This window comes from Halonotius roseus, assembly GCF_006861655.1.
In the GTDB taxonomy this organism is placed as follows: Archaea; Halobacteriota; Halobacteria; order Halobacteriales; family Haloferacaceae; genus Halonotius; species Halonotius roseus.
The window spans coordinates 431,304-448,180 of the sequence record NZ_SESI01000002.1; the positions used below are offsets into that span (position 1 = coordinate 431,304).

Annotated in this window: 20 protein-coding genes; 14 read left to right on the forward strand and 6 right to left on the reverse strand. The window is 62.7% G+C overall.

What is annotated here, in order from left to right:
- Positions 1-6: 6 nt before the first annotated feature.
- From flaJ to EWF95_RS08330, 6 genes are all read left to right on the forward strand, one after another.
- Complete coding sequence (gene flaJ / locus EWF95_RS08305; protein ID WP_142443597.1) at positions 7-1,752, forward strand: archaellar assembly protein FlaJ; 1,746 nt, start codon at positions 7-9, stop codon at positions 1,750-1,752.
- Between the two features lie 51 nt (positions 1,753-1,803).
- On the forward strand, positions 1,804-2,538 hold the full coding sequence (gene hisA, locus EWF95_RS08310; RefSeq protein WP_142443598.1) for a 1-(5-phosphoribosyl)-5-[(5-phosphoribosylamino)methylideneamino]imidazole-4-carboxamide isomerase: 735 nt from the start codon (positions 1,804-1,806) through the stop codon (positions 2,536-2,538).
- 333 nt (positions 2,539-2,871) lie between these two features.
- Positions 2,872-3,483: an imidazoleglycerol-phosphate dehydratase HisB gene (gene hisB, locus EWF95_RS08315; RefSeq protein WP_142443599.1), complete on the forward strand. Its 612-nt coding sequence runs from the start codon at positions 2,872-2,874 to the stop codon at positions 3,481-3,483.
- Between the two features lie 4 nt (positions 3,484-3,487).
- Entirely contained in the window at positions 3,488-3,988 is a 501-nt protein-coding gene (locus tag EWF95_RS08320; RefSeq protein WP_142443600.1) for an amino acid-binding protein, read from the forward strand.
- Position 3,989: 1 nt separating this feature from the next.
- On the forward strand, positions 3,990-4,439 hold the full coding sequence (locus tag EWF95_RS08325) for a hypothetical protein (protein ID WP_142443601.1): 450 nt from the start codon (positions 3,990-3,992) through the stop codon (positions 4,437-4,439).
- A gap of 39 nt (positions 4,440-4,478) precedes the next feature.
- The gene (locus tag EWF95_RS08330) at positions 4,479-5,111 is read left to right on the forward strand and encodes an IMPACT family protein (RefSeq protein ID WP_142443602.1); all 633 of its coding nucleotides are present in this window, start codon (positions 4,479-4,481) and stop codon (positions 5,109-5,111) included.
- A gap of 6 nt (positions 5,112-5,117) precedes the next feature.
- On the opposite strand, the gene EWF95_RS08335 is transcribed toward EWF95_RS08330, so the two are convergent.
- Together EWF95_RS08335 and upp are read right to left on the reverse strand one after the other, a co-directional pair.
- Positions 5,118-5,504: a hypothetical protein gene (locus tag EWF95_RS08335; RefSeq protein ID WP_142443603.1), complete on the reverse strand. Its 387-nt coding sequence runs from the start codon at positions 5,502-5,504 to the stop codon at positions 5,118-5,120.
- Positions 5,505-5,619: 115 nt separating this feature from the next.
- Positions 5,620-6,297 carry a uracil phosphoribosyltransferase gene (gene upp / locus EWF95_RS08340; RefSeq protein ID WP_142443604.1) on the reverse strand — a complete coding sequence of 226 codons (678 nt, stop codon included), beginning with the start codon at positions 6,295-6,297 and terminating at the stop codon, positions 5,620-5,622.
- Positions 6,298-6,797: 500 nt separating this feature from the next.
- Here upp and EWF95_RS08345 point away from each other — a divergent pair, with 500 nt between their 5' ends.
- The 6 genes from EWF95_RS08345 to EWF95_RS08370 all read left to right on the forward strand — a co-directional run bounded on the left by EWF95_RS08345 (position 6,798) and on the right by EWF95_RS08370 (position 11,239).
- The gene (locus EWF95_RS08345; RefSeq protein WP_142443605.1) at positions 6,798-7,505 is read left to right on the forward strand and encodes a DUF5828 family protein; all 708 of its coding nucleotides are present in this window, start codon (positions 6,798-6,800) and stop codon (positions 7,503-7,505) included.
- 39 nt (positions 7,506-7,544) lie between these two features.
- Positions 7,545-7,796, forward strand: a complete 252-nt coding sequence (locus tag EWF95_RS08350; protein WP_142443606.1) for a hypothetical protein — start codon at positions 7,545-7,547, stop codon at positions 7,794-7,796.
- A 30-nt stretch (positions 7,797-7,826) separates the two neighbouring features.
- On the forward strand, positions 7,827-8,207 hold the full coding sequence (locus EWF95_RS08355) for a helix-turn-helix domain-containing protein (RefSeq protein WP_142443607.1): 381 nt from the start codon (positions 7,827-7,829) through the stop codon (positions 8,205-8,207).
- Between the two features lie 39 nt (positions 8,208-8,246).
- Positions 8,247-9,641, forward strand: coding sequence for a threonine synthase (gene thrC, locus EWF95_RS08360; protein ID WP_142443608.1), 1,395 nt, complete (start codon positions 8,247-8,249; stop codon positions 9,639-9,641).
- 216 nt (positions 9,642-9,857) lie between these two features.
- Complete coding sequence (locus tag EWF95_RS08365) at positions 9,858-10,439, forward strand: archaellin/type IV pilin N-terminal domain-containing protein (protein ID WP_142443609.1); 582 nt, start codon at positions 9,858-9,860, stop codon at positions 10,437-10,439.
- A 218-nt stretch (positions 10,440-10,657) separates the two neighbouring features.
- Positions 10,658-11,239: an archaellin/type IV pilin N-terminal domain-containing protein gene (locus tag EWF95_RS08370; protein ID WP_142443610.1), complete on the forward strand. Its 582-nt coding sequence runs from the start codon at positions 10,658-10,660 to the stop codon at positions 11,237-11,239.
- A gap of 133 nt (positions 11,240-11,372) precedes the next feature.
- Here the strand turns inward: EWF95_RS08370 and serA are convergent, their stop codons facing one another.
- Positions 11,373-12,959, reverse strand: a complete 1,587-nt coding sequence (gene serA / locus EWF95_RS08375; protein ID WP_142443611.1) for a phosphoglycerate dehydrogenase — start codon at positions 12,957-12,959, stop codon at positions 11,373-11,375.
- Between the two features lie 89 nt (positions 12,960-13,048).
- Positions 13,049-13,354 (reverse strand): GIY-YIG nuclease family protein, encoded by a 306-nt coding sequence (locus EWF95_RS08380; protein ID WP_142443612.1) that lies wholly within the window; start codon positions 13,352-13,354, stop codon positions 13,049-13,051.
- A gap of 214 nt (positions 13,355-13,568) precedes the next feature.
- On the opposite strand from EWF95_RS08380, the gene EWF95_RS08385 reads away from it, so the two are divergent.
- Positions 13,569-13,736: a DUF1931 family protein gene (locus EWF95_RS08385; protein WP_021041298.1), complete on the forward strand. Its 168-nt coding sequence runs from the start codon at positions 13,569-13,571 to the stop codon at positions 13,734-13,736.
- 118 nt (positions 13,737-13,854) lie between these two features.
- Here EWF95_RS08385 and rpiA read toward each other — a convergent pair whose 3' ends face one another.
- Positions 13,855-14,547, reverse strand: coding sequence for a ribose-5-phosphate isomerase RpiA (gene rpiA / locus EWF95_RS08390; protein WP_142443613.1), 693 nt, complete (start codon positions 14,545-14,547; stop codon positions 13,855-13,857).
- A gap of 72 nt (positions 14,548-14,619) precedes the next feature.
- The gene (locus EWF95_RS08395; RefSeq protein ID WP_142443614.1) at positions 14,620-15,744 is read right to left on the reverse strand and encodes an ORC1-type DNA replication protein; all 1,125 of its coding nucleotides are present in this window, start codon (positions 15,742-15,744) and stop codon (positions 14,620-14,622) included.
- A gap of 144 nt (positions 15,745-15,888) precedes the next feature.
- Here EWF95_RS08395 and EWF95_RS08400 point away from each other — a divergent pair, with 144 nt between their 5' ends.
- Positions 15,889-16,857 carry a formyltetrahydrofolate deformylase gene (locus EWF95_RS08400; RefSeq protein ID WP_142443615.1) on the forward strand — a complete coding sequence of 323 codons (969 nt, stop codon included), beginning with the start codon at positions 15,889-15,891 and terminating at the stop codon, positions 16,855-16,857.
- The last annotated feature ends 20 nt before the right edge of the window (positions 16,858-16,877 follow it).

Consider the following 16,877-nt stretch of genomic DNA (forward strand, 5'->3'; position numbering starts at 1 on the left):
GCGTCGATGGCGACACAGGAAGGCTCCGGCGACCGGCTGAACTCACTGTTGGCGTTTGTCTCGGATGTCTTAGCCTCCTACGGCCGGCTGGACATGTCCCGGCGGCGGTATATGCTGCTGATCTTTCTGCCAACGTTCAGCGTCTTTCTGTTGTCGATCGCCGCCGCGATCGTCCTCCAGATCCCGGTGACCGCAAAGATCCCGATCCCGCTGCTCGGATTGTTGGTGTGGGTCACCGGCTTGTTGTACCCGAAGCTCTACGTCACCCAGAAGCGCACCGAGATCGAGGACAAGTTCCATCTGGCGATGACACATATGACGGTGTTGGCGACAACCAACATCGACCGTGTCGAGGTGTTCCGTCGGCTGGCATCCGAGGAGGAGTACGGCGCGCTCGCCGATGAGTTGGGCCGGGTTGTCGGCCTCGTCGACACCTGGAACCAGAGCATTGACGACGCCTGTCGCCGCCGAGCGAAGGAGGTGCCGAGCGAGGTGATGTCGGATCTCTACGAGCGACTGGCGTTCACCCTTGAGGCCGGCGAGGAGCTCAAGGATTTCATGCTCGACGAGCAGGATTTCATCATCGAGAACTACCAGACGATCTACGAGGGCCAGCTAGCGAACCTCGAAGTGATGGAGGATCTCTACATCTCGATGATCCTCTCGATGACGTTCGGGCTGGTGTTTGCGATCGTCCTGCCGATCCTGACAGGCGTCAACCCGACGGTGACCGTCTCGGCTGTCATCGGGCTGTTCTTCCTCGTGCAGGTGGCGTTCTTCTTCGTCATCCGCAACATCGCCCCCTACGATCCGGTCTGGTACTTCCCCCAGCCCCGATTTGTCGAGGACAAGGAGCTGTGGGCGGCGATCTTCATCGGCAGCCTCGGCTCGCTTGGCATCATCTTCTTCATGGGGCTTGGCTTCCTTGGGATCGGCCCTGGGATCGACGGTGTGCTCTTCTTTATCGAGGATGTCCCGCTGCCGCTGTATGTCTCGATCCCCGTGACACCACTGCTGATCACCGGGATCGTCATGCGGATGGAAGAAGAGCGGATCAAGGAACGCGACGAGCAGTTTCCGAACTTCATGCGGTCGCTTGGAACGGCCGAGACCGCCCAGCAGGCGACAACCGTCGAGGTGTTGACAACGCTTCGTCAGAAGGACTTCGGCGGGCTCAGCCCGGTCATCAACCGACTGTACCGGCGGCTCAGCATGCGGCTCAGCCCGGAGAACGCGTGGGGCGATTTCTCGCTGGAGGCCAAATCGTATCTGATCCAGAAATACAGCGAGATGTATCTCGTCGGTCGCCAGATGGGTGGTACCCCACAGGTGTTGGGTGAGCTCATCAGCCAGAACATGAACACGATCAATCAGCTCCGCGAGCAGCGACGCCAGGAGACGGTGACGCTGATCGGGCTGCTGTACGGGATCTCGGCGGCGGCCGTCTTCGCCTTCTTCATCGGCCTTGAGGTCGCCAACATCCTCGGGGAGTTCTCCGGGGAGCTCACGCTGGATCAGGCGGAGTTCGGCCAGCTCATCTATACCCAGGCGTACAACGTCCCCGTCATCGAGTATCTGCTGTTGTTGGTCGTGCTGTTCAACGCCGCGCTGTCGTCGCTGATGATCCGGACGATCGACGGCGGTAACAAGGCGACCGCCTACGTCCACTTCGTGTTGTTGACGTGGCTCGGAGCCGGCGTGGCGATCTTCACCCGAGAGGTCGTCAGCAGCCTCCTGCAGATCCAGCTGTAATCCGAATCAGCGACCGACGCGTTTTATCAGCCGGCCGCCGAAGCCGGTCGTATGTCTGAGGCGTTTCCGGAATTCGAGGTGATCCCAGCGGTCGACGTACAGGATGGCGAGGTCGTCCAGCTCGTCGCCGGTGAGCGCGGCACCGAAACACGGTACGGCGATCCCGTCGACGCCGCAAAACAGTGGGTCGATCACGGGGCGTCGACGCTGCATCTCGTTGATCTCGACGGTGCCTTCGAGGGCGAGCGCGTCAACGCCGACGCCTTCGAATCGATCATCGAGACCGCATCGGTCGACCTCCAGATCGGCGGCGGAATCCGAACCGTCGACGACGCCGTCGACCTGCTCGATCTTGGTGTCGATCGCGTCATTCTGGGTACCGCCGCTGTCGAAACCCCCGAGATCGTCGCCGACATTTCGGATCACAAGCCCGGCTCGGTGATAGTCAGCCTCGACGCGAAAGGCGGCGAGGTCGTCGTCTCGGGGTGGACCGAAAGCACCGGGCTCGACCCGGCCGAGGCGGCCGGTCGCTACGAGGAACTGGGCGCGGGCGCGATCCTCCTCACTGATGTCGACGTTGAGGGCCAGCTTGCCGGCGTCAACACCGATCTCGTCGGGCGGGTCTGTGGGGCCGTCGAGATCCCGGTCGTCGCCAGCGGCGGCGTGGCGACCATCGAGGATATCCGCGCGCTCCGCGAGGCGGGTGCGGCTGCGGTCGTCGTCGGCACCGCACTCTACGAGGGCGAGTTCACGCTCGAAGCAGCGATGGCCGCGGTCGGCGAGTAATCCTGCGATATAGACTCGTGCGTTGCAGTCGTCTCCCCTCTCATCAAAAGATAGCCAACCAGCCGACGCGGGTGGGACTGAAAGGGGCGACGCGCTGGCGGAAGGCGGGCGACGCAAGCACTGCAGGGCCGTGAGGCCCGAAGCGCGCAGCGAGCGCGTGGTCGACCGGAGGGAGACCACGGTCGCTCGAACGGCGACCAACGGGAGCCGTGAGAGCCCCCCGACGCCAGCGCGTCGGGGCTTTCGAAGTTGTGGTCGAAACTATCCATTCATCAACATACTACTTCGTCGCCGAGGGAAACCACCATAGGCCCCCGCGCTCTGAACACAACTATGAGCGATTCCTCAGCGACCGACGCGGGTTCGCGGGCCGCCGCGGTCAGCCGCGAAACCGGCGAGACAACCATCGATCTCACCCTCGATCTCGATGGCGACGGCGACAGCGAAGTCGACACCGGGATCGGGTTTTTCGACCACATGCTGACCGCGCTGGCGACCCACGGCCTCCTCGATCTCACGGTACACTGCGAGGGCGACCTCGCGGTCGACGACCACCACACCGTCGAGGACGTGGCGATCACCCTCGGGGAAGCCATCGACGAGGCACTCGGTGACCGCCGGGGGATCGTCCGGTATGCCGACCGCCGGGTGCCGCTGGATGAGGCACTCGCCTCGGTCGTCGTCGACGTGAGCGGTCGGCCCTATTTCGTCTTCGACGGCGAGTTCTCCCAGGCCGCGATCGGCGACTTTACCAGCGATATGGCGCGACACTTCATCGAGTCGGTGGCGATGAACGCCGGGCTGACCGTCCACGCGGGCGTCGACGGCGAGAACGCTCACCACGAGGTCGAAGCCCTGTTCAAAGCCTTCGCGCGCGCGCTCGACGATGCGACCCGGATCGACGACCGCCGGAGCGACGCGCCGAGTACGAAGGGCCAGCTGTAGGGCGATGTTCGATGAGATCATGGAGAAGTTCGAGGGTAGCCCGAGCCAGCAGGCGGTGATCCGGCTGCTCCTCGAACGCGGGTTTTCGGTCAACGAGTCTGGCCGCGTCGTCTCCGGCGGCATCGAGATCCCCTTTACCGAAATTGCCCGCGAGATCGATGTCGACCGCCGGGTCGTCGACTCGACGACCGACGCGATCCGCGATGACCCCGAACTCCAGCGCATCTTCGAAAACATCGGCGCGATCCCGAGTTTGCGGGATCTCGCGCCCGTGCTCGATCTGACCGTCCTGACAGTCGAGGTCGCCGCGGCCGACGAGTCCGGCATCGTCGCCGCGGTCACCGACCGGATCGCCGACGCCGACATCTCGATCCGGCAGGTCATCAGCGAGGATCCGGAGTTCACCGACGAGCCGAAGCTCTACATCATCACCGACGAATCGATCCCCGGCGACGTGCTGGTGGCGATCCGCGACCTCCCCTTCGTCCGGCGGGTCGAGTTCTGAGATGGAGCGTGTCGAGCGCGCGGTTCGGATCGTCGCAGTGCAGGCGGCGTTGCTGACGGCCGCACTCCACCTGCTGTGGGCGATCCCGCGGCTGTCGCCCGCAATGCTCGCCGAGTCGGTCGCCGACAGCCGGCCGTTTCTCTTTGTGCCCGCCGCCGTCCTCCTGATCGCGGTTGCGGTCGCCGTCTTTCGTGGCTATCGCTACCGCCGACTCAGCACGCTTGGTGGCGGTACGCTTGCCGCGCTACTCGTCAGCTATCCGTTGTATCACGGTGGAGCCACGGCCGACGCGTTGGCGACCGAGCCACTCGCGCTGGCGGCAGTGGTGGTCGAAGCTGTCGGCGTTGTTGCCTTCGCCGGCCTCTACTATTTCCATCATCCCGACCGATTTGGGTTGGCAGCAGCCGACGCCGCTGACAGCGATAGCGACAACGACGCCAGCAGCGACTGACCAGTATCGCTTAAACCGGACGGCGGCCAACCGGCTCGTGTGCCCGAGTCCTTTCGGACGGTCGCCGAGCGCGCGGAGGCCAGCTTCGAGGTTAGCGGCTCGGAGTTCATCGGCTACGTTGCCCCCGCCGATACGGTCGAAGCCGCCGAGGCAGTCATCGAAGAGGTCGAAACCGAACATCCGGAGGCAACGCATGTTGTGCCGGCCTACCGCGTCCCGGCCGGCACCGCCTCGGCCGACCAGCCGGGATCGGTGATGCTGCGGGAGTGGTGTAGCGACGACGGCGAACCCAGCGGATCGTCCGGCAAACCCGCGCTCAACGTTCTCGTCCAGCAGGATATTCGCAATGTCGTCGCTGCGGTCGTCCGGTACTACGGCGGGACGAACCTCGGCGTCGGCGGGCTGGCGCGGGCGTATTCGCGGGGGGTCAAGGAGGCCGTCGACGCGACCGGCGTCGTTGAGGATGTCCCCCACGAGCAGTTCGAAGTGGCTGTCGACTACAACGATTCGGGAACGGTGCGAGGGATTCTGGAATCCGAGGATGTCGAGTTCGATGCGAGTTACGAGGCCGCGGTCGAGTTCGTCGTTCGCGTCCCAGTCGCCGAGGCCAACGCGCTCCGGGAGCGACTGCGAGACGCGACGAGCGGGCGTGTCGACATCGAAGCCCGGTGAGACAGCCTACGATTCGCGTCGCCACTCTTTGAGCCCGACGAGGACGTACCCCAGCGCGACGATCCGCGTCCACGTGTACACCCACGGTCGCCACTCGGGGGCAGACTCGCCGGTGTAGGCCAGCTTCGACCCGTAGTCAACGTACGCACGCGGGAAGAGAAACGCGAGAGAGCCGACGACGCCGACGAACTTCTTGAACATCGAGTACGACCCGTCGCTCCACCACATCAGGCCGATAAAGCCGAGTCCTTCGAGTCGGGCACCAGGTGTCACCCACGCCCGCTGCTCGCAGTCGTCGGGGTTAGCGAGTGCGAACCGCTCGGCAACGTTGATCAGGGTGGTCGGGGCGACAGCTTCGAGAGCGCAGATGGCGGTCAACAGTGTGCGAAACATGTCAGTTATATTGACACGCGGGATAATGAAATCCCGTTGCCACCAAGGAACCACGCTTCGGTAGGATAGCGACCGGCTGTGTCCACGTCGGCTGTTCGACTCCGCCTGGAATGGGTTAGACCGTCCCAAACGCTCGATCTCCGGCGTCGCCGAGGCCGGGAACGATAAATCCGTCCTCGTCGAGTTCATCGTCGATGGCGACCGTCAACACGTCGGCTTCGGGCACCGTCTCACTCACGCGCAACACCCCTTCGGGAGCCGACACCGCCGACAGCGCGATCAGATCCTCAAAGCCGTCAGCGGCGTCGATCACGTGATCGAGGACGGCACACATCGTCGACCCCGTCGCCAACATCGGGTCGGCGACGATGACCGTATCGTCGGCCGTGATCTCGGGGAGTTTGACGTAGTCAACCGAGATCGGGAACTCCCCGTCGTCGTTCATCCCCGCCTCCTCGTCGCGGCTCGCGGAGATCACACCCTGTCTGGCCTGCGGAAACGCCTTCATCAGCCCCTCGACAAAGGGTGTCGCCGCCCGGAGAACAGTGACGATGACGACATCCTCAAGCCCGGTGACGCGCTCGCCGGTGGTGTCGGCCAGCGGCGTCCGGATCGGAACAAACTCGGTGTCCATCGCGCCGTCGATGATCTCGTAGCCACAGACCCGGCCGAGTTCGATCAGCCCCTCCCGGAAGGCGACCTGCTCGGTGTCGACCGACCGCAGCGTCGACAGCGTATCCTTCGCAAGCGCGTGGGTGATCAGAAAGGCATCGTCGCGCTGTTCGATTGGCATATGTGAGCAGGAGGGACGGCGATACTAAAACGTCCCCGCTGGCACGCGGCGGTCGTGTTCAGATAATCCAGAGAAACCGAAACCATCTCCAAAGCCCCGACGCGCTGGCGTCGAGGGGCTCTCACGGCTCCCTTCGGTCGCCGTTCGAGCGACCGTGGTCTCCCTACGGTCGACCACGCGCTCGCTGCGCGCTTCGGGCCTGCGGCCCTGCAGTGCTTGCGTCGCCCGCCTTCCGCCAGCGCGTCGCCCCTTTCAGTCCCGCCCGACTGCGGCTGTTTGGCTCGCCAACGCGGGTGGGACTGAAAGGGGCCGGCGGCTCGGCGTACCCGGACGACGTAAGCACCACAGTGAGCGAAGCGAACGAGGAGCGCAGCGAGTCCCGGAAGCCGAGCCGCCGGGGGCTTTCGAGGTGGTCTCGATCCAGTCGACCTTATCTGGACAGTACCACGCGGCGGTAGCGACGTTTATGTACCGGGACGGCATTAGTATGGCGTAGCAGAATGGAAGAGAGCATCTCGGGGTTCAAGATCCACGGCGCGTGGGACGACGTGGTCGAACACGGCGAGCGCATCACCCAGGCCCTCCGCCAGGAGGATATCGAGGACGCCGCCGCGTCGATTCCGGAGGCCTTCACCGAGTGGGACGAGTGGCGGCCGAAAGCCCACGAGCGGCTCAGCACGGATGTCAACGAGAAGACCGCCGACCAGGCCAGCGTCGCCGAGGGCGAAGGCGAGAAGGCCGGACAGGCTGCCAGCGACGACGTGAAAAAGGCCGGCGAGAAGCTCTCGGAATCGTACAAGAAGATGGAAAACGGCGATGACGAAGGGGCCGTCGAGAACTGGCAGGATTCGATCGGCTACGTGACGCGGGCGGCCGACTCGGTCGGACGGAAGGCACTCCGCACCGTCGAGAACACGGTCTACCGAAACGTCATGACACAGCTGTCGCCGTACTACTTCGACAACGAGCTCGTCAGCGCGAACATCCAACAACAGGGCCGCGGTGACGACGACGAGCGGTTCGTCTTCGAGGTCAACATCAACGACGACGAGTTGAAAGCGGCGGTCTCCGAGCGGCTCGGCGAGTACGAGGATACGATCGACCGCTGGCATGTCACGACCGAGAAGGATACCGACATCGCCGAGGCGGCCGAAGGGGTCGAAGCCCCGGAACCGCCGAGCGACGACACCCAATCGACGACGAACTGAGCGAGAACAACCCAAGCGACTGAGTCAAAATACAGGACAATGACAGCGACCCACAATTTGGAAGCCGGCGAACTGTCCGCCGACGCGATCATCAGAGAGCTCCAGCAGGGTCAACGACTCCGGGTTACCGTCGAGATGCTCGGCAGCCCCCACGAGATCACCCTCCGGTACGATGGGGAGACCTACTACTGTGAGACGCCGACACGGCTCCACAAACACAGCGACGAAGCCGCGATGCGAGGGTGTATCGAAGAGCTCGGCTACGCCGCACCACCCGAGGAGTCGGCGTAGTTTTATCGGCCCCTGCCGGCTACTACCGGTATGAGCCACTCATCGGCATCCGAAGAACTCGCTGAGGACAGCGATCTGGATTTTGCCCATCTCCTCTCGTGTGTCTTCGGGATCCGGGATCACGAACGCCGAACGTATCTCGCCTTGCATGACCATCCGGGCAGTACCGTCGAGGAGCTCGCCGGGGTGCTCGACCGGGATCGAAGCAACGTGAACCGATCGCTGTCGACCCTCCAGCAGAAGGGGCTGCTTGAGCGGGAGCGTCGACTCCTGGATTCGGGTGGCTACGTCTATCAGTACACCGCCGTCGATATTGAGGAGGCCAGAGCGATGCTGCATGGGGCCCTCGATGAGTGGGTTGAGTCTGTCCACGACGAGATCGATCAGTTTGGGGCGGCCGCCGAATCGTAACCGACCGGCTTTTTACCGCGCCACGACCAACCAAACGTAATGAGTCTTGAGCTGTCCGCGCCGCCGGGATCGGAGCCGGCGTGTGCCGACGACGGGGTCTGGTTGGAATGTATCGAGTGCGGCGAGCAGTTTGCGCCGTTCGACGAGATCCATTACACCTGCGCCGACTGCGATGGCCTCCTGGAGGTTCGGTACGCCAACCCGCCGACCTTCGAGGAGTTCGAGGGGAGTGGTGTCTGGCGATACAATGCAGCCCTCCCGTTCGAGGAAGGCGTTACGCTGCCGGAAGGCGACACGCCGCTGCATGAGGTGCCGCGACTCCGCGAGGAGATCGGCGTCGACAGCCTCCGGATCAAACACGAGGGGATGAACCCAACCGGCGCGTTCAAGGATCGCGGGATGACCGTCGGCGTCGCTGTCGCCAAGGAGCTCGGCGTCGGCCGACTCGCCTGCGCTTCGACCGGCAACACCAGCGCGGCACTCGCGGCCTACGGCGCCCGCGGCGGAATGGAAACGCTCGTCTTGTTGCCCTCGGGCAAGGTCGCTGCCGGGAAGATCGCCCAAGCCAGCCTGCACGGCGCGCGTATCCTCGAAGTCGACGGCAACTTCGACAGCTGTCTCGACATCGTCCAAGAGCTTGCCGGCCTCGGTGAGGTCTACCTCCTGAATTCACTGAACCCTTTCCGACTGGAGGGCCAGAAGACAATCGGCTTCGAGATCCTCGAAGAACATTACGAGGACTACGGCGAGTACCCCGACCGGATCGTGCTGCCGGTCGGTAACGCGGGCAACACCGCCGCCCTCTACAAGGCGTTCCGCGAACTCGTCGCAAGCGGCGCGCTCGACGAGAGTGAGGTGCCGACGCTGACCGGCGTCCAAGCCGAGGGCGCGGCCCCGATGGTCGAAGCCGTCCAGAACGGCCGGGATGAGGTGCGGCGATGGGACGATGTGGAGACCCGTGCTACGGCGATCCGCATCGGCAACCCGGTCAACGCGCCGAAAGCCCTGCCGGGGATCTACAACACCGGCGGCACCGCCGTCGCCGTCAGCGACGATGAGATCACCGATGCACAGCGCGACCTTGCCACATCGGGGATCGGCGTCGAACCCGCCTCGGCCGCCTCGCTTGCGGGGCTTCGCAAGCTCCGAGCAAACGGGGAGATCAGCGCGGATGAATCAGTCGTCTGTCTCACGACCGGCCACCTGTTGAAAGATCCCGATGCCGCCTTCGAGGCCGGCGGCGACCCCGAACCGGTGCCCAACGACACCGAAGCTGTCTTGGAACATATCAACGACGGAGAGACGGGGACACTCGGGGGGATCGCACAAAAAATCTCAGCGGCGGCTGACTCACCAGGAGTTCCGGCACTGATCGGTGGTGGAATTGGCCTCGCTTATCTCGCCTATCGCCGACTCCGATCGGACGACGCCTGACGGGGACAGTACCGGCCCGTCGACGACGTGTTTTTGATTTGTTGCTTCAGGATCATTTTTGAATTCGAGATCTCGTACCAACCGTCTCAGTGGCTCTTTGTGTATGTTTTCTATCCGTTTGAATATCAATTCTGAAAACTCGCGGGATAGGTATATACCTATCCTCTATCTTGTTCCGGTAGCGTCTGACCTATTCCGGGCAGGCGTACTAATCCCATGTTCGACACTGACGATCGAGGTCAGGTAGGGATAGGCACACTTATCGTGTTCATCGCGATGGTGCTCGTCGCAGCAATCGCTGCGGGTGTGCTTATCAATACCGCTGGCCTCCTGCAAGCACAGGCACAGGCAACCGGTGAGGAGACGACTAGCGAAGTGAGCGATGTCGTCCAGATCGGCGAAGTAGTCGGGATCGACAACAATTCAAACAGTGATATCGACGTGCTGAATGCATCGCTTCGACTGGCATCCGGTTCTGATCCGGTGAATGTGAGCCAGGCATCGTACACGATCTCCAGTCCCACAGGCAATGCGACTGTGGTCAACGGGAACCCGAACGCAAACAGTGGGACGATTACCCATTACCAGCAGCAGGGCTTGGAAGATGGTACGTCGGTTCTCAAAGATCAGGAAGACCTCCTCATCGTTGGGATCGACCTCGCCAACGAGAACGGTGTCAACCCACTTGACGAATCTGAAACCGTTCAGCTCATTATCCAGTCACCCGCTGGTGGACAGACCTACAAGGAGCTGAAAACACCACGTAACATCGACACAGACTCGAGCTACATCCTCTAAGTCGGCTGTCGACCTTTTACATCGGTTTTTATTTCCTGACATCAATCATAGAGAGTGGCAACGCCGTATACGCCTCCTCGTAACAGACTAGTTTATCCATCATACGAGAAACAACTGACCGTGGTTATCAATTTTGAAATTTTCTGAGTTACATATATACCTATCCTCTGTCTTGTTTCGATAGCGTCTGACCTATTCCGGGCAGGCGTGCTAATCCCATGTTCGACACTGACGATCGAGGTCAGGTAGGGATAGGTACACTCATCGTGTTCATCGCGATGGTGCTCGTCGCAGCAATCGCTGCGGGTGTGCTTATCAATACCGCTGGCCTCCTGCAAGCACAGGCACAACAAACAGGCGAGGAGACGACTAGCGAAGTGAGCGATGTCGTCCAGATCGGTGAAGTAGTCGGCTACGATAAGAACGGAAACAGCGCGATCACGGATCTGAACGCGTCGGTTCGACTCGCGTCAGGTTCAGATCCGGTGAACGTGAGTCAGGCATCATACACGATTTCCAGCCCCACAGGCAATGCGACTGTGGTGAATGGGAATGAAGTGGTGAACAGTGGTACAATCTCACACTACCAGCAGCAGGGCTTAGATGACGGCGAGTCGGTTCTCAAAGACCAGGAAGATCTCCTGATCGTGGGAATCGATCTTGAGGCAGAAAGCGGAATTCAACCGCTTAACGAGTCTGAAACCGTTCAGCTCATCATCCAGTCGCCTGCTGGTGGACAGACCTACAAAGAGCTGAAAACACCGCGTAACATCGATAGCGGCGCGAGCTACATCCTCTAAGCCGGCTGTCGCGCTTCATTTTCCACTATTTTTAATCGATCCAACAAGCCCGGTTGGTGGCAACACTGCTATGACTACTGTGCTGCTCTATCGTCCGTTCAAAAATAGTGCCAACCGATGACAACGCGCTCAGCTACTCGTCGTCCAACGTGATCGCCGTAATATCAGTGATGCGGTCGTCGGCGAGCAGCTGTGCAACGACATCCTCGGGAACATCAACATCCAGATTGTAGACGGTCAGGGCCTCGCCGCCGATGGTCTCGCGGGCGTTGAACATGCCGGCAATGTTGATATCGTTGTCGCCGAGGACGCTGCCGATAAAGCCGATCACGCCGGGGGCGTCCTTGTTGCGTGCGACGACCATATGCCCCGACGGGATGGCGTCGACGCGGTAGCCATCGATACGGACGATCCGTGGATCGTCACCCGCAAACAGCGTCCCTGAGACGGTCAGTTCCTTGTCGCCATCTTCGACGGTGACGCTGACAAGGCTCTGGAAGTCGTCGGTCTGTCGGGTCTTTGATTCGGTGACATCGATCCCGCGATCCTCGGCGAGCTGTGGGGCGTTGACCGCGTTGACCTGCCACTCCAGCGGCGTGAAGACACCCTTCAGCGCGCTGGCGGTGACGAGGTCGACATCCTCCCCGGCGATATCGCCCTCATAATGGACTTCAACCGATTCGATACGCTCGCCGAGCAGATTGGCGGCGATCTTGCCGGCGGTTTCCGCAAGGCCGAGGTAGGGCTTGATCCGCGGGAAGGCGGTCTCGTCGACCGACGGCGCGTTCAAAGCGTTGAGGACGGGTTCGTCGTTGAACGCGGCGATCACTTGGTCGGCGGTGTCGACGGCAACGTTTTCCTGGGCGGCCTCGGTCGACGCGCCGAGATGTGGGGTGACGACGATCTCATCGACATCGAGCAGCGGCGAGTCCTCGCTGATCGGTTCCTCGGCGAACACATCGAGGGCGGCACCGGCCATCGGGCCGTTGTCGACGGCCTCAGCGAGGGCGGCCTCGTCGACGATCCCACCGCGAGCGCAGTTGATGAGGAACCCGTCGTCGAGCAGCTCCAGCTCGTCGCTGCCGATCATGTTCTCCGTCTCGGGGAGTAGCGGCGTATGAATCGTGACGAAGTCGGCGAGTTCGAGACACTCATCGAGGTCGTCGATGAGCTCCGCGCCGAACTGGGCGGCCCGTTCCTCGGAGATGTAGGGATCGAAGACAACGAGATCCATGCCGAGGCTGTCGAGGCGTTTGGCGACCTCCTGGCCGACGCGGCCGAGGCCGACGATGCCGAGCGTCTTGTTGTTGACTTCGCGGCCGAGATAGTCGGATTTCGCCCACTCGCCGGCTTTGAGCCGGGTGTGAGCCTGCGGGATCCAGCGAGCGGCGGCAAACGCCATGGCGACGGTGTGTTCGGCCGCCGCACGGACGTTGCCCTGTGGCGCGTTGGCGACGATGACGCCGTGGTCGGTGGCGGCCTCGATGTCGATGTTGTCGACGCCGATCCCAGCGCGACCGACGATGACGAGATCCTCAGCGGCCTCAAAAACCGCCTCGTTCACGTCGGTGCCCGAGCGGACGATCAATGCGTTGGCGTCGGCGACCGCGGCAAGCAGGTCGTCGCCGTCGATTTCATACTCGGTCTGCACCTCATGGCCGGCCTCACGCAGCCGATCAAGCCCCGCGTCATCGATCGGATCCGTGACGAGTACCTTCATACCGAACCGATCCCGTGGCGCGGGGTAAAGCGTTTCCACTTCGGCGCGCAACCCGCGAGAGACGTTGTCACACCGCCGAAGGCGACCGATTACGCGTCGCCCGCATCGCTGCCGTCATCCGGCCACGATGGCTCGTCGGCGTCGGCGATGAGCTGTTCCTTTTCGCTTCGGCGGCGCTGTTTGAGCTCGTATTCGCGGCTCATCGCGGCGGATTGGGAGTCGAAGGCGGCGAGGTAGACGGGTTCGACCGGCGTTCGGCCGCGAGTGTATTTGGCTCCCTCGCCGGCGTTGTGCTCGGCGAGCCGGCGTTGTGGGTCGGTTGTGTACCCGGTGTAGTAGCTGTCGTCGGCACACTGAACGATGTAGACATAGTGGTCAGCGTCAGGAGTGGTCATGCACAGTGGGATGGTCGATGGGGAACGCTGTCGAGAGCGGGAGCCATCGGTTGCTGTCACGGCTGTGCTGTTCGCGGCGTATATAAACCCACCGTCTCCGGAGATCGATGGGTCGGCGATTCGGTGCACACAGCACTCAAGCCGACCGGATCCGCGGAGATGTGCGTCGGGACATGGTAATCCTTATTATGGAGGCTTGGGTACGAGCGACTGCATGGCAGATCTTATCGTCAAAGCAGCGGTCAAAGAGGCCCTGAGCGACAAGAACGTAGCTTCGGATTTCTACGACGCACTCGACGCGGAAGTCGAGGAGCTGCTCGAAGACGCAGCCCGACGCGCCGAGGATAACGATCGGAAGACGGTGCAGCCGCGCGACCTCTAAGTCGGCGTCTGTTGTTCCTGCTTTTTTCACGACCGAGGAGTCACATCGCCAGCCCAGAGTCGACACCGAGGTCACATCACCAGCCCAGAGTCGACACCGAGGTCACATCTCCCAGGCGTCAGTACGTCGTCGTCGAGACATCATCGGAGCGGCCGACCGAGACAGCGGTCGTGTAGTCGACAAACAGACCGTGTTCGACGACGCCGGGGATCGCCGACAGCCGTTTCGCCAGCAAGGCCGGATCGTCGAGCCGACCGAAATCGGCATCGCAGACAAGATTCCCGTTGTCGGTGACGACCGGGCCATCCTTGTTGGCCGCCGCACGGAGCGTTGGCTCCCCCTCAAGCGATCGAACGGCGTCGGCAACGACGGTGTGGGCGTCCGGCAGCACCTCAAGCGGTACCGGCTGATCAAGTGTGTCGGTGAGCTTTGTGTCGTCGACAACGAGGTGAAGTTCGGCGGCCGCGCTGGCGACAAGCTTTTCGCGGCTGTGAGCCGCGCCGCCGCCCTTGAGACAGACGCCGGTCTCACGGACAAGCTGATCCGCGCCGTCGATGGCGAGATCGATCCCGTCGACCTCATCGAGCCCACGGAGGTCGATCCCGCAGTCGATAGCGCGTTGGCGCGCCCCAAAGGAGGTCGGGACGCCGACGATATCGAGCCCGTTGTCGACAGCCTCACCCAGTGCCTCGATCGCGTAGGCCGTGGTGCTGCCGGTGCCAAGGCCGATAACCATGCCGGCGTCAACGGCGTCGGCTGCGGCCTCGCCGGCGCGTCGTTTCGCGTCGTCGCTCCCGCCAGTCGATTTCATGCCCGAGAGTGTCTCACGGAGGGACAAACAGCTATCGGAGGCAGTCGACATCGCTGTAAGACCGCGTCGGGCTCACTCAAGCCGGTCGACGATGGCCGATCTCTCGTAGTCAAGACTGAGCTCCCGGGATCGCCCACGGCCGTCGACATCGGCATACGTCGCGGTGATCAGCCCGAGCTGATCGAGTTTGTTGACCAGCTCTGAGTAGCGGGTGTACCCCAACCCGGTTTCCTCGCTGAAGGCCTCGTAGACCTCGCCGGCCTGCTTGCCGTCGTGCTCTACGAGTACCTCGATCAGCGCGCGTTCGGACTCCGAGAGCCCCTCAAGACACCGCGAGAGGTGGACGTGTTTCGATTTCTCGTAGGCGGCTTCGATATCCTCGTCGGTGATAGTGCGGGAAGCCCGCATCTCGGCGTGGAGACCGGCCCGGCGCAGCAGATCGATGCCGACCCGGAGATCGCCGCTGTCGGCGGTGTACTCGGTGATCGTATCGAGCTCCGGGCTCCCGATGACCCCCTCATGGAAGCCGCGTTTGACGCGCTCACGGAGGATCGAGGCGATCTCATCGGTCGAGTACCGAGGGAAGTAGATCTCCTCGGGCCGGAAGACGCTCTGCACCCGACCGTCGAGGTCGTCGATGACATCGAGAGAGAGATCCGAGGAGACGACGATAACGCCGATCTTCGCGCCCGAATGCACCTCATGGGCCCGCAGCAGCGAGTACAGCGTGTCGCCGGCCTCGTTTTCGTAAAACAGGTAGTTGATGTCGTCTAAGGCGACGACAAGGACGGTCTCCTCTTCGACGAGACGGTCAGCTAACTGGCCGAAGAGCTTCTTGAAGGAGATGCCGGAGGCCGGCGGCTCGTACTCGAAGACGCCCTCGAAGAGCCGCGAGAAGACGGCGTATCGCGTCGAATCGACCTGGCAGTTGACCCGAACGACCTCGATGTCGCTTTCGCCGCCGAGCTCGCCGAAGAGCTTCTGGACGGCGGTCGTTTTTCCGGTGCCCGGCGGGCCACGGATCATCGTATTGAGCGGCCGCGATCCACGCACGGCGGGCCGGAGGGCGTATTTCAGGCTCTCCAGTTGGCTCTCGCGGTGATGGAAGGTCTCGGGGAGGTAGTCGACCTCGAAGACGTGCTCGTTGCGGAACACGGATTCATCCCACGACAGCATCCCTTCGGGATCGTCAGCCATCTGGCTATCACAACCGCGGCTGTCCACTTAATCGTTCCCCGGAGCGTCGATACAGCCGGCCACAGACCGGATGAACACGCTTTTGACTGGCGGTGGCGTTCGCCCGGGCATGACCCACCGCAACGACCAGACGGAGGTGTGGCGATGACGACCGAACTCACCGAGATCACCGTTATCGGGGGGGACAAAACCGGGCTGATCGCCCGGGTCACCACGCTGCTGTTCGAGCGCGGCATCAACATCGAGGATCTCGATCAGGCCGTTCGGGATGGCCTCTTCCGGATGTCGATGCGTGTCGACACCGGCGAGATGACCTGCGAGCGCGATGACCTCCGCGATGCCCTCTCGGAGCTGGGACGGGAACTCGGCGTCGAGATCCAGGTTCGGTTCCCCAGCGACCGGGAAACCCGGCGGATCGCCGTCTGTGTCACCAAGGAATCCCACTGCCTCGAAGCCCTCATGGAGGCCGCCGAGAGCGGCGAGCTTGACGTTGAGATCTCGGCGGTCATCAGCAACCGCGGAACCCTCCGGGAGGTGGTCGAGCCGACCGACATCCCCTTCTATGATATCGGCGACGGCAAGGGCTCACCCGACGAGGATCGGATGCTCGATATCCTGGCCGAACACGACGTGGATCTGATCGTCCTCGCGCGATACATGCGCATCCTCGGCCCGAAGATCGTCTTCCGGTATGAGGATCGGATCATCAACATCCACCCGAGTCTGCTCCCCTCCTTCCCCGGGGCAGCTGCCTACCGGCAAGCGAAGGAGGAGGGCGTCCGCATCGCCGGCGTCACCGCTCACTACGTGACGACCGATCTCGATCAGGGCCCGATCATCACCCAGCGAGCCTTCGACGTGCCGGACGACGCGCTCATCGATGAGATCAAAGCCCGCGGCCAGCCGCTTGAGGCCGAGGCGCTGCTGGAGGCGGTCGAACTCCACCTCGACGACGCGGTCGCTGTCCACCGTGGCCGGACGAGTCTGCGTGATGGGGCCGATCCCGACAGCTACCAACTCGGACTGTCGCCGACAGCACAGGACGCCAACCCGACCGAACCGGTCGACGACGATCTCGACCTCAGCGAGACACCGGGGATCGCCGACGACTGAGGGGTCGGCAAGGCGAAAGG

What these genes read in the sequence shown, in the direction of transcription:
- flaJ (WP_142443597.1), top strand. Translation starts at nt 7, where the DNA reads ATGGCGACACAGGAAGGCTCCGGCGACCGGCTGAACTCACTGTTGGCG.
- hisA (WP_142443598.1), top strand. Translation starts at nt 1,804, where the DNA reads ATGTCTGAGGCGTTTCCGGAATTCGAGGTGATCCCAGCGGTCGACGTA.
- hisB (WP_142443599.1), top strand. Translation starts at nt 2,872, where the DNA reads ATGAGCGATTCCTCAGCGACCGACGCGGGTTCGCGGGCCGCCGCGGTC.
- EWF95_RS08320 (WP_142443600.1), top strand. Translation starts at nt 3,488, where the DNA reads ATGTTCGATGAGATCATGGAGAAGTTCGAGGGTAGCCCGAGCCAGCAG.
- EWF95_RS08325 (WP_142443601.1), top strand. Translation starts at nt 3,990, where the DNA reads ATGGAGCGTGTCGAGCGCGCGGTTCGGATCGTCGCAGTGCAGGCGGCG.
- EWF95_RS08335 (WP_142443603.1), bottom strand. Translation starts at nt 5,504, where the DNA reads ATGTTTCGCACACTGTTGACCGCCATCTGCGCTCTCGAAGCTGTCGCC.
- upp (WP_142443604.1), bottom strand. Translation starts at nt 6,297, where the DNA reads ATGCCAATCGAACAGCGCGACGATGCCTTTCTGATCACCCACGCGCTT.
- EWF95_RS08345 (WP_142443605.1), top strand. Translation starts at nt 6,798, where the DNA reads ATGGAAGAGAGCATCTCGGGGTTCAAGATCCACGGCGCGTGGGACGAC.
- EWF95_RS08350 (WP_142443606.1), top strand. Translation starts at nt 7,545, where the DNA reads ATGACAGCGACCCACAATTTGGAAGCCGGCGAACTGTCCGCCGACGCG.
- EWF95_RS08355 (WP_142443607.1), top strand. Translation starts at nt 7,827, where the DNA reads ATGAGCCACTCATCGGCATCCGAAGAACTCGCTGAGGACAGCGATCTG.
- thrC (WP_142443608.1), top strand. Translation starts at nt 8,247, where the DNA reads ATGAGTCTTGAGCTGTCCGCGCCGCCGGGATCGGAGCCGGCGTGTGCC.
- EWF95_RS08365 (WP_142443609.1), top strand. Translation starts at nt 9,858, where the DNA reads ATGTTCGACACTGACGATCGAGGTCAGGTAGGGATAGGCACACTTATC.
- EWF95_RS08370 (WP_142443610.1), top strand. Translation starts at nt 10,658, where the DNA reads ATGTTCGACACTGACGATCGAGGTCAGGTAGGGATAGGTACACTCATC.
- serA (WP_142443611.1), bottom strand. Translation starts at nt 12,959, where the DNA reads ATGAAGGTACTCGTCACGGATCCGATCGATGACGCGGGGCTTGATCGG.
- EWF95_RS08380 (WP_142443612.1), bottom strand. Translation starts at nt 13,354, where the DNA reads ATGACCACTCCTGACGCTGACCACTATGTCTACATCGTTCAGTGTGCC.
- EWF95_RS08385 (WP_021041298.1), top strand. Translation starts at nt 13,569, where the DNA reads ATGGCAGATCTTATCGTCAAAGCAGCGGTCAAAGAGGCCCTGAGCGAC.
- rpiA (WP_142443613.1), bottom strand. Translation starts at nt 14,547, where the DNA reads ATGAAATCGACTGGCGGGAGCGACGACGCGAAACGACGCGCCGGCGAG.
- EWF95_RS08395 (WP_142443614.1), bottom strand. Translation starts at nt 15,744, where the DNA reads ATGGCTGACGATCCCGAAGGGATGCTGTCGTGGGATGAATCCGTGTTC.
- EWF95_RS08400 (WP_142443615.1), top strand. Translation starts at nt 15,889, where the DNA reads ATGACGACCGAACTCACCGAGATCACCGTTATCGGGGGGGACAAAACC.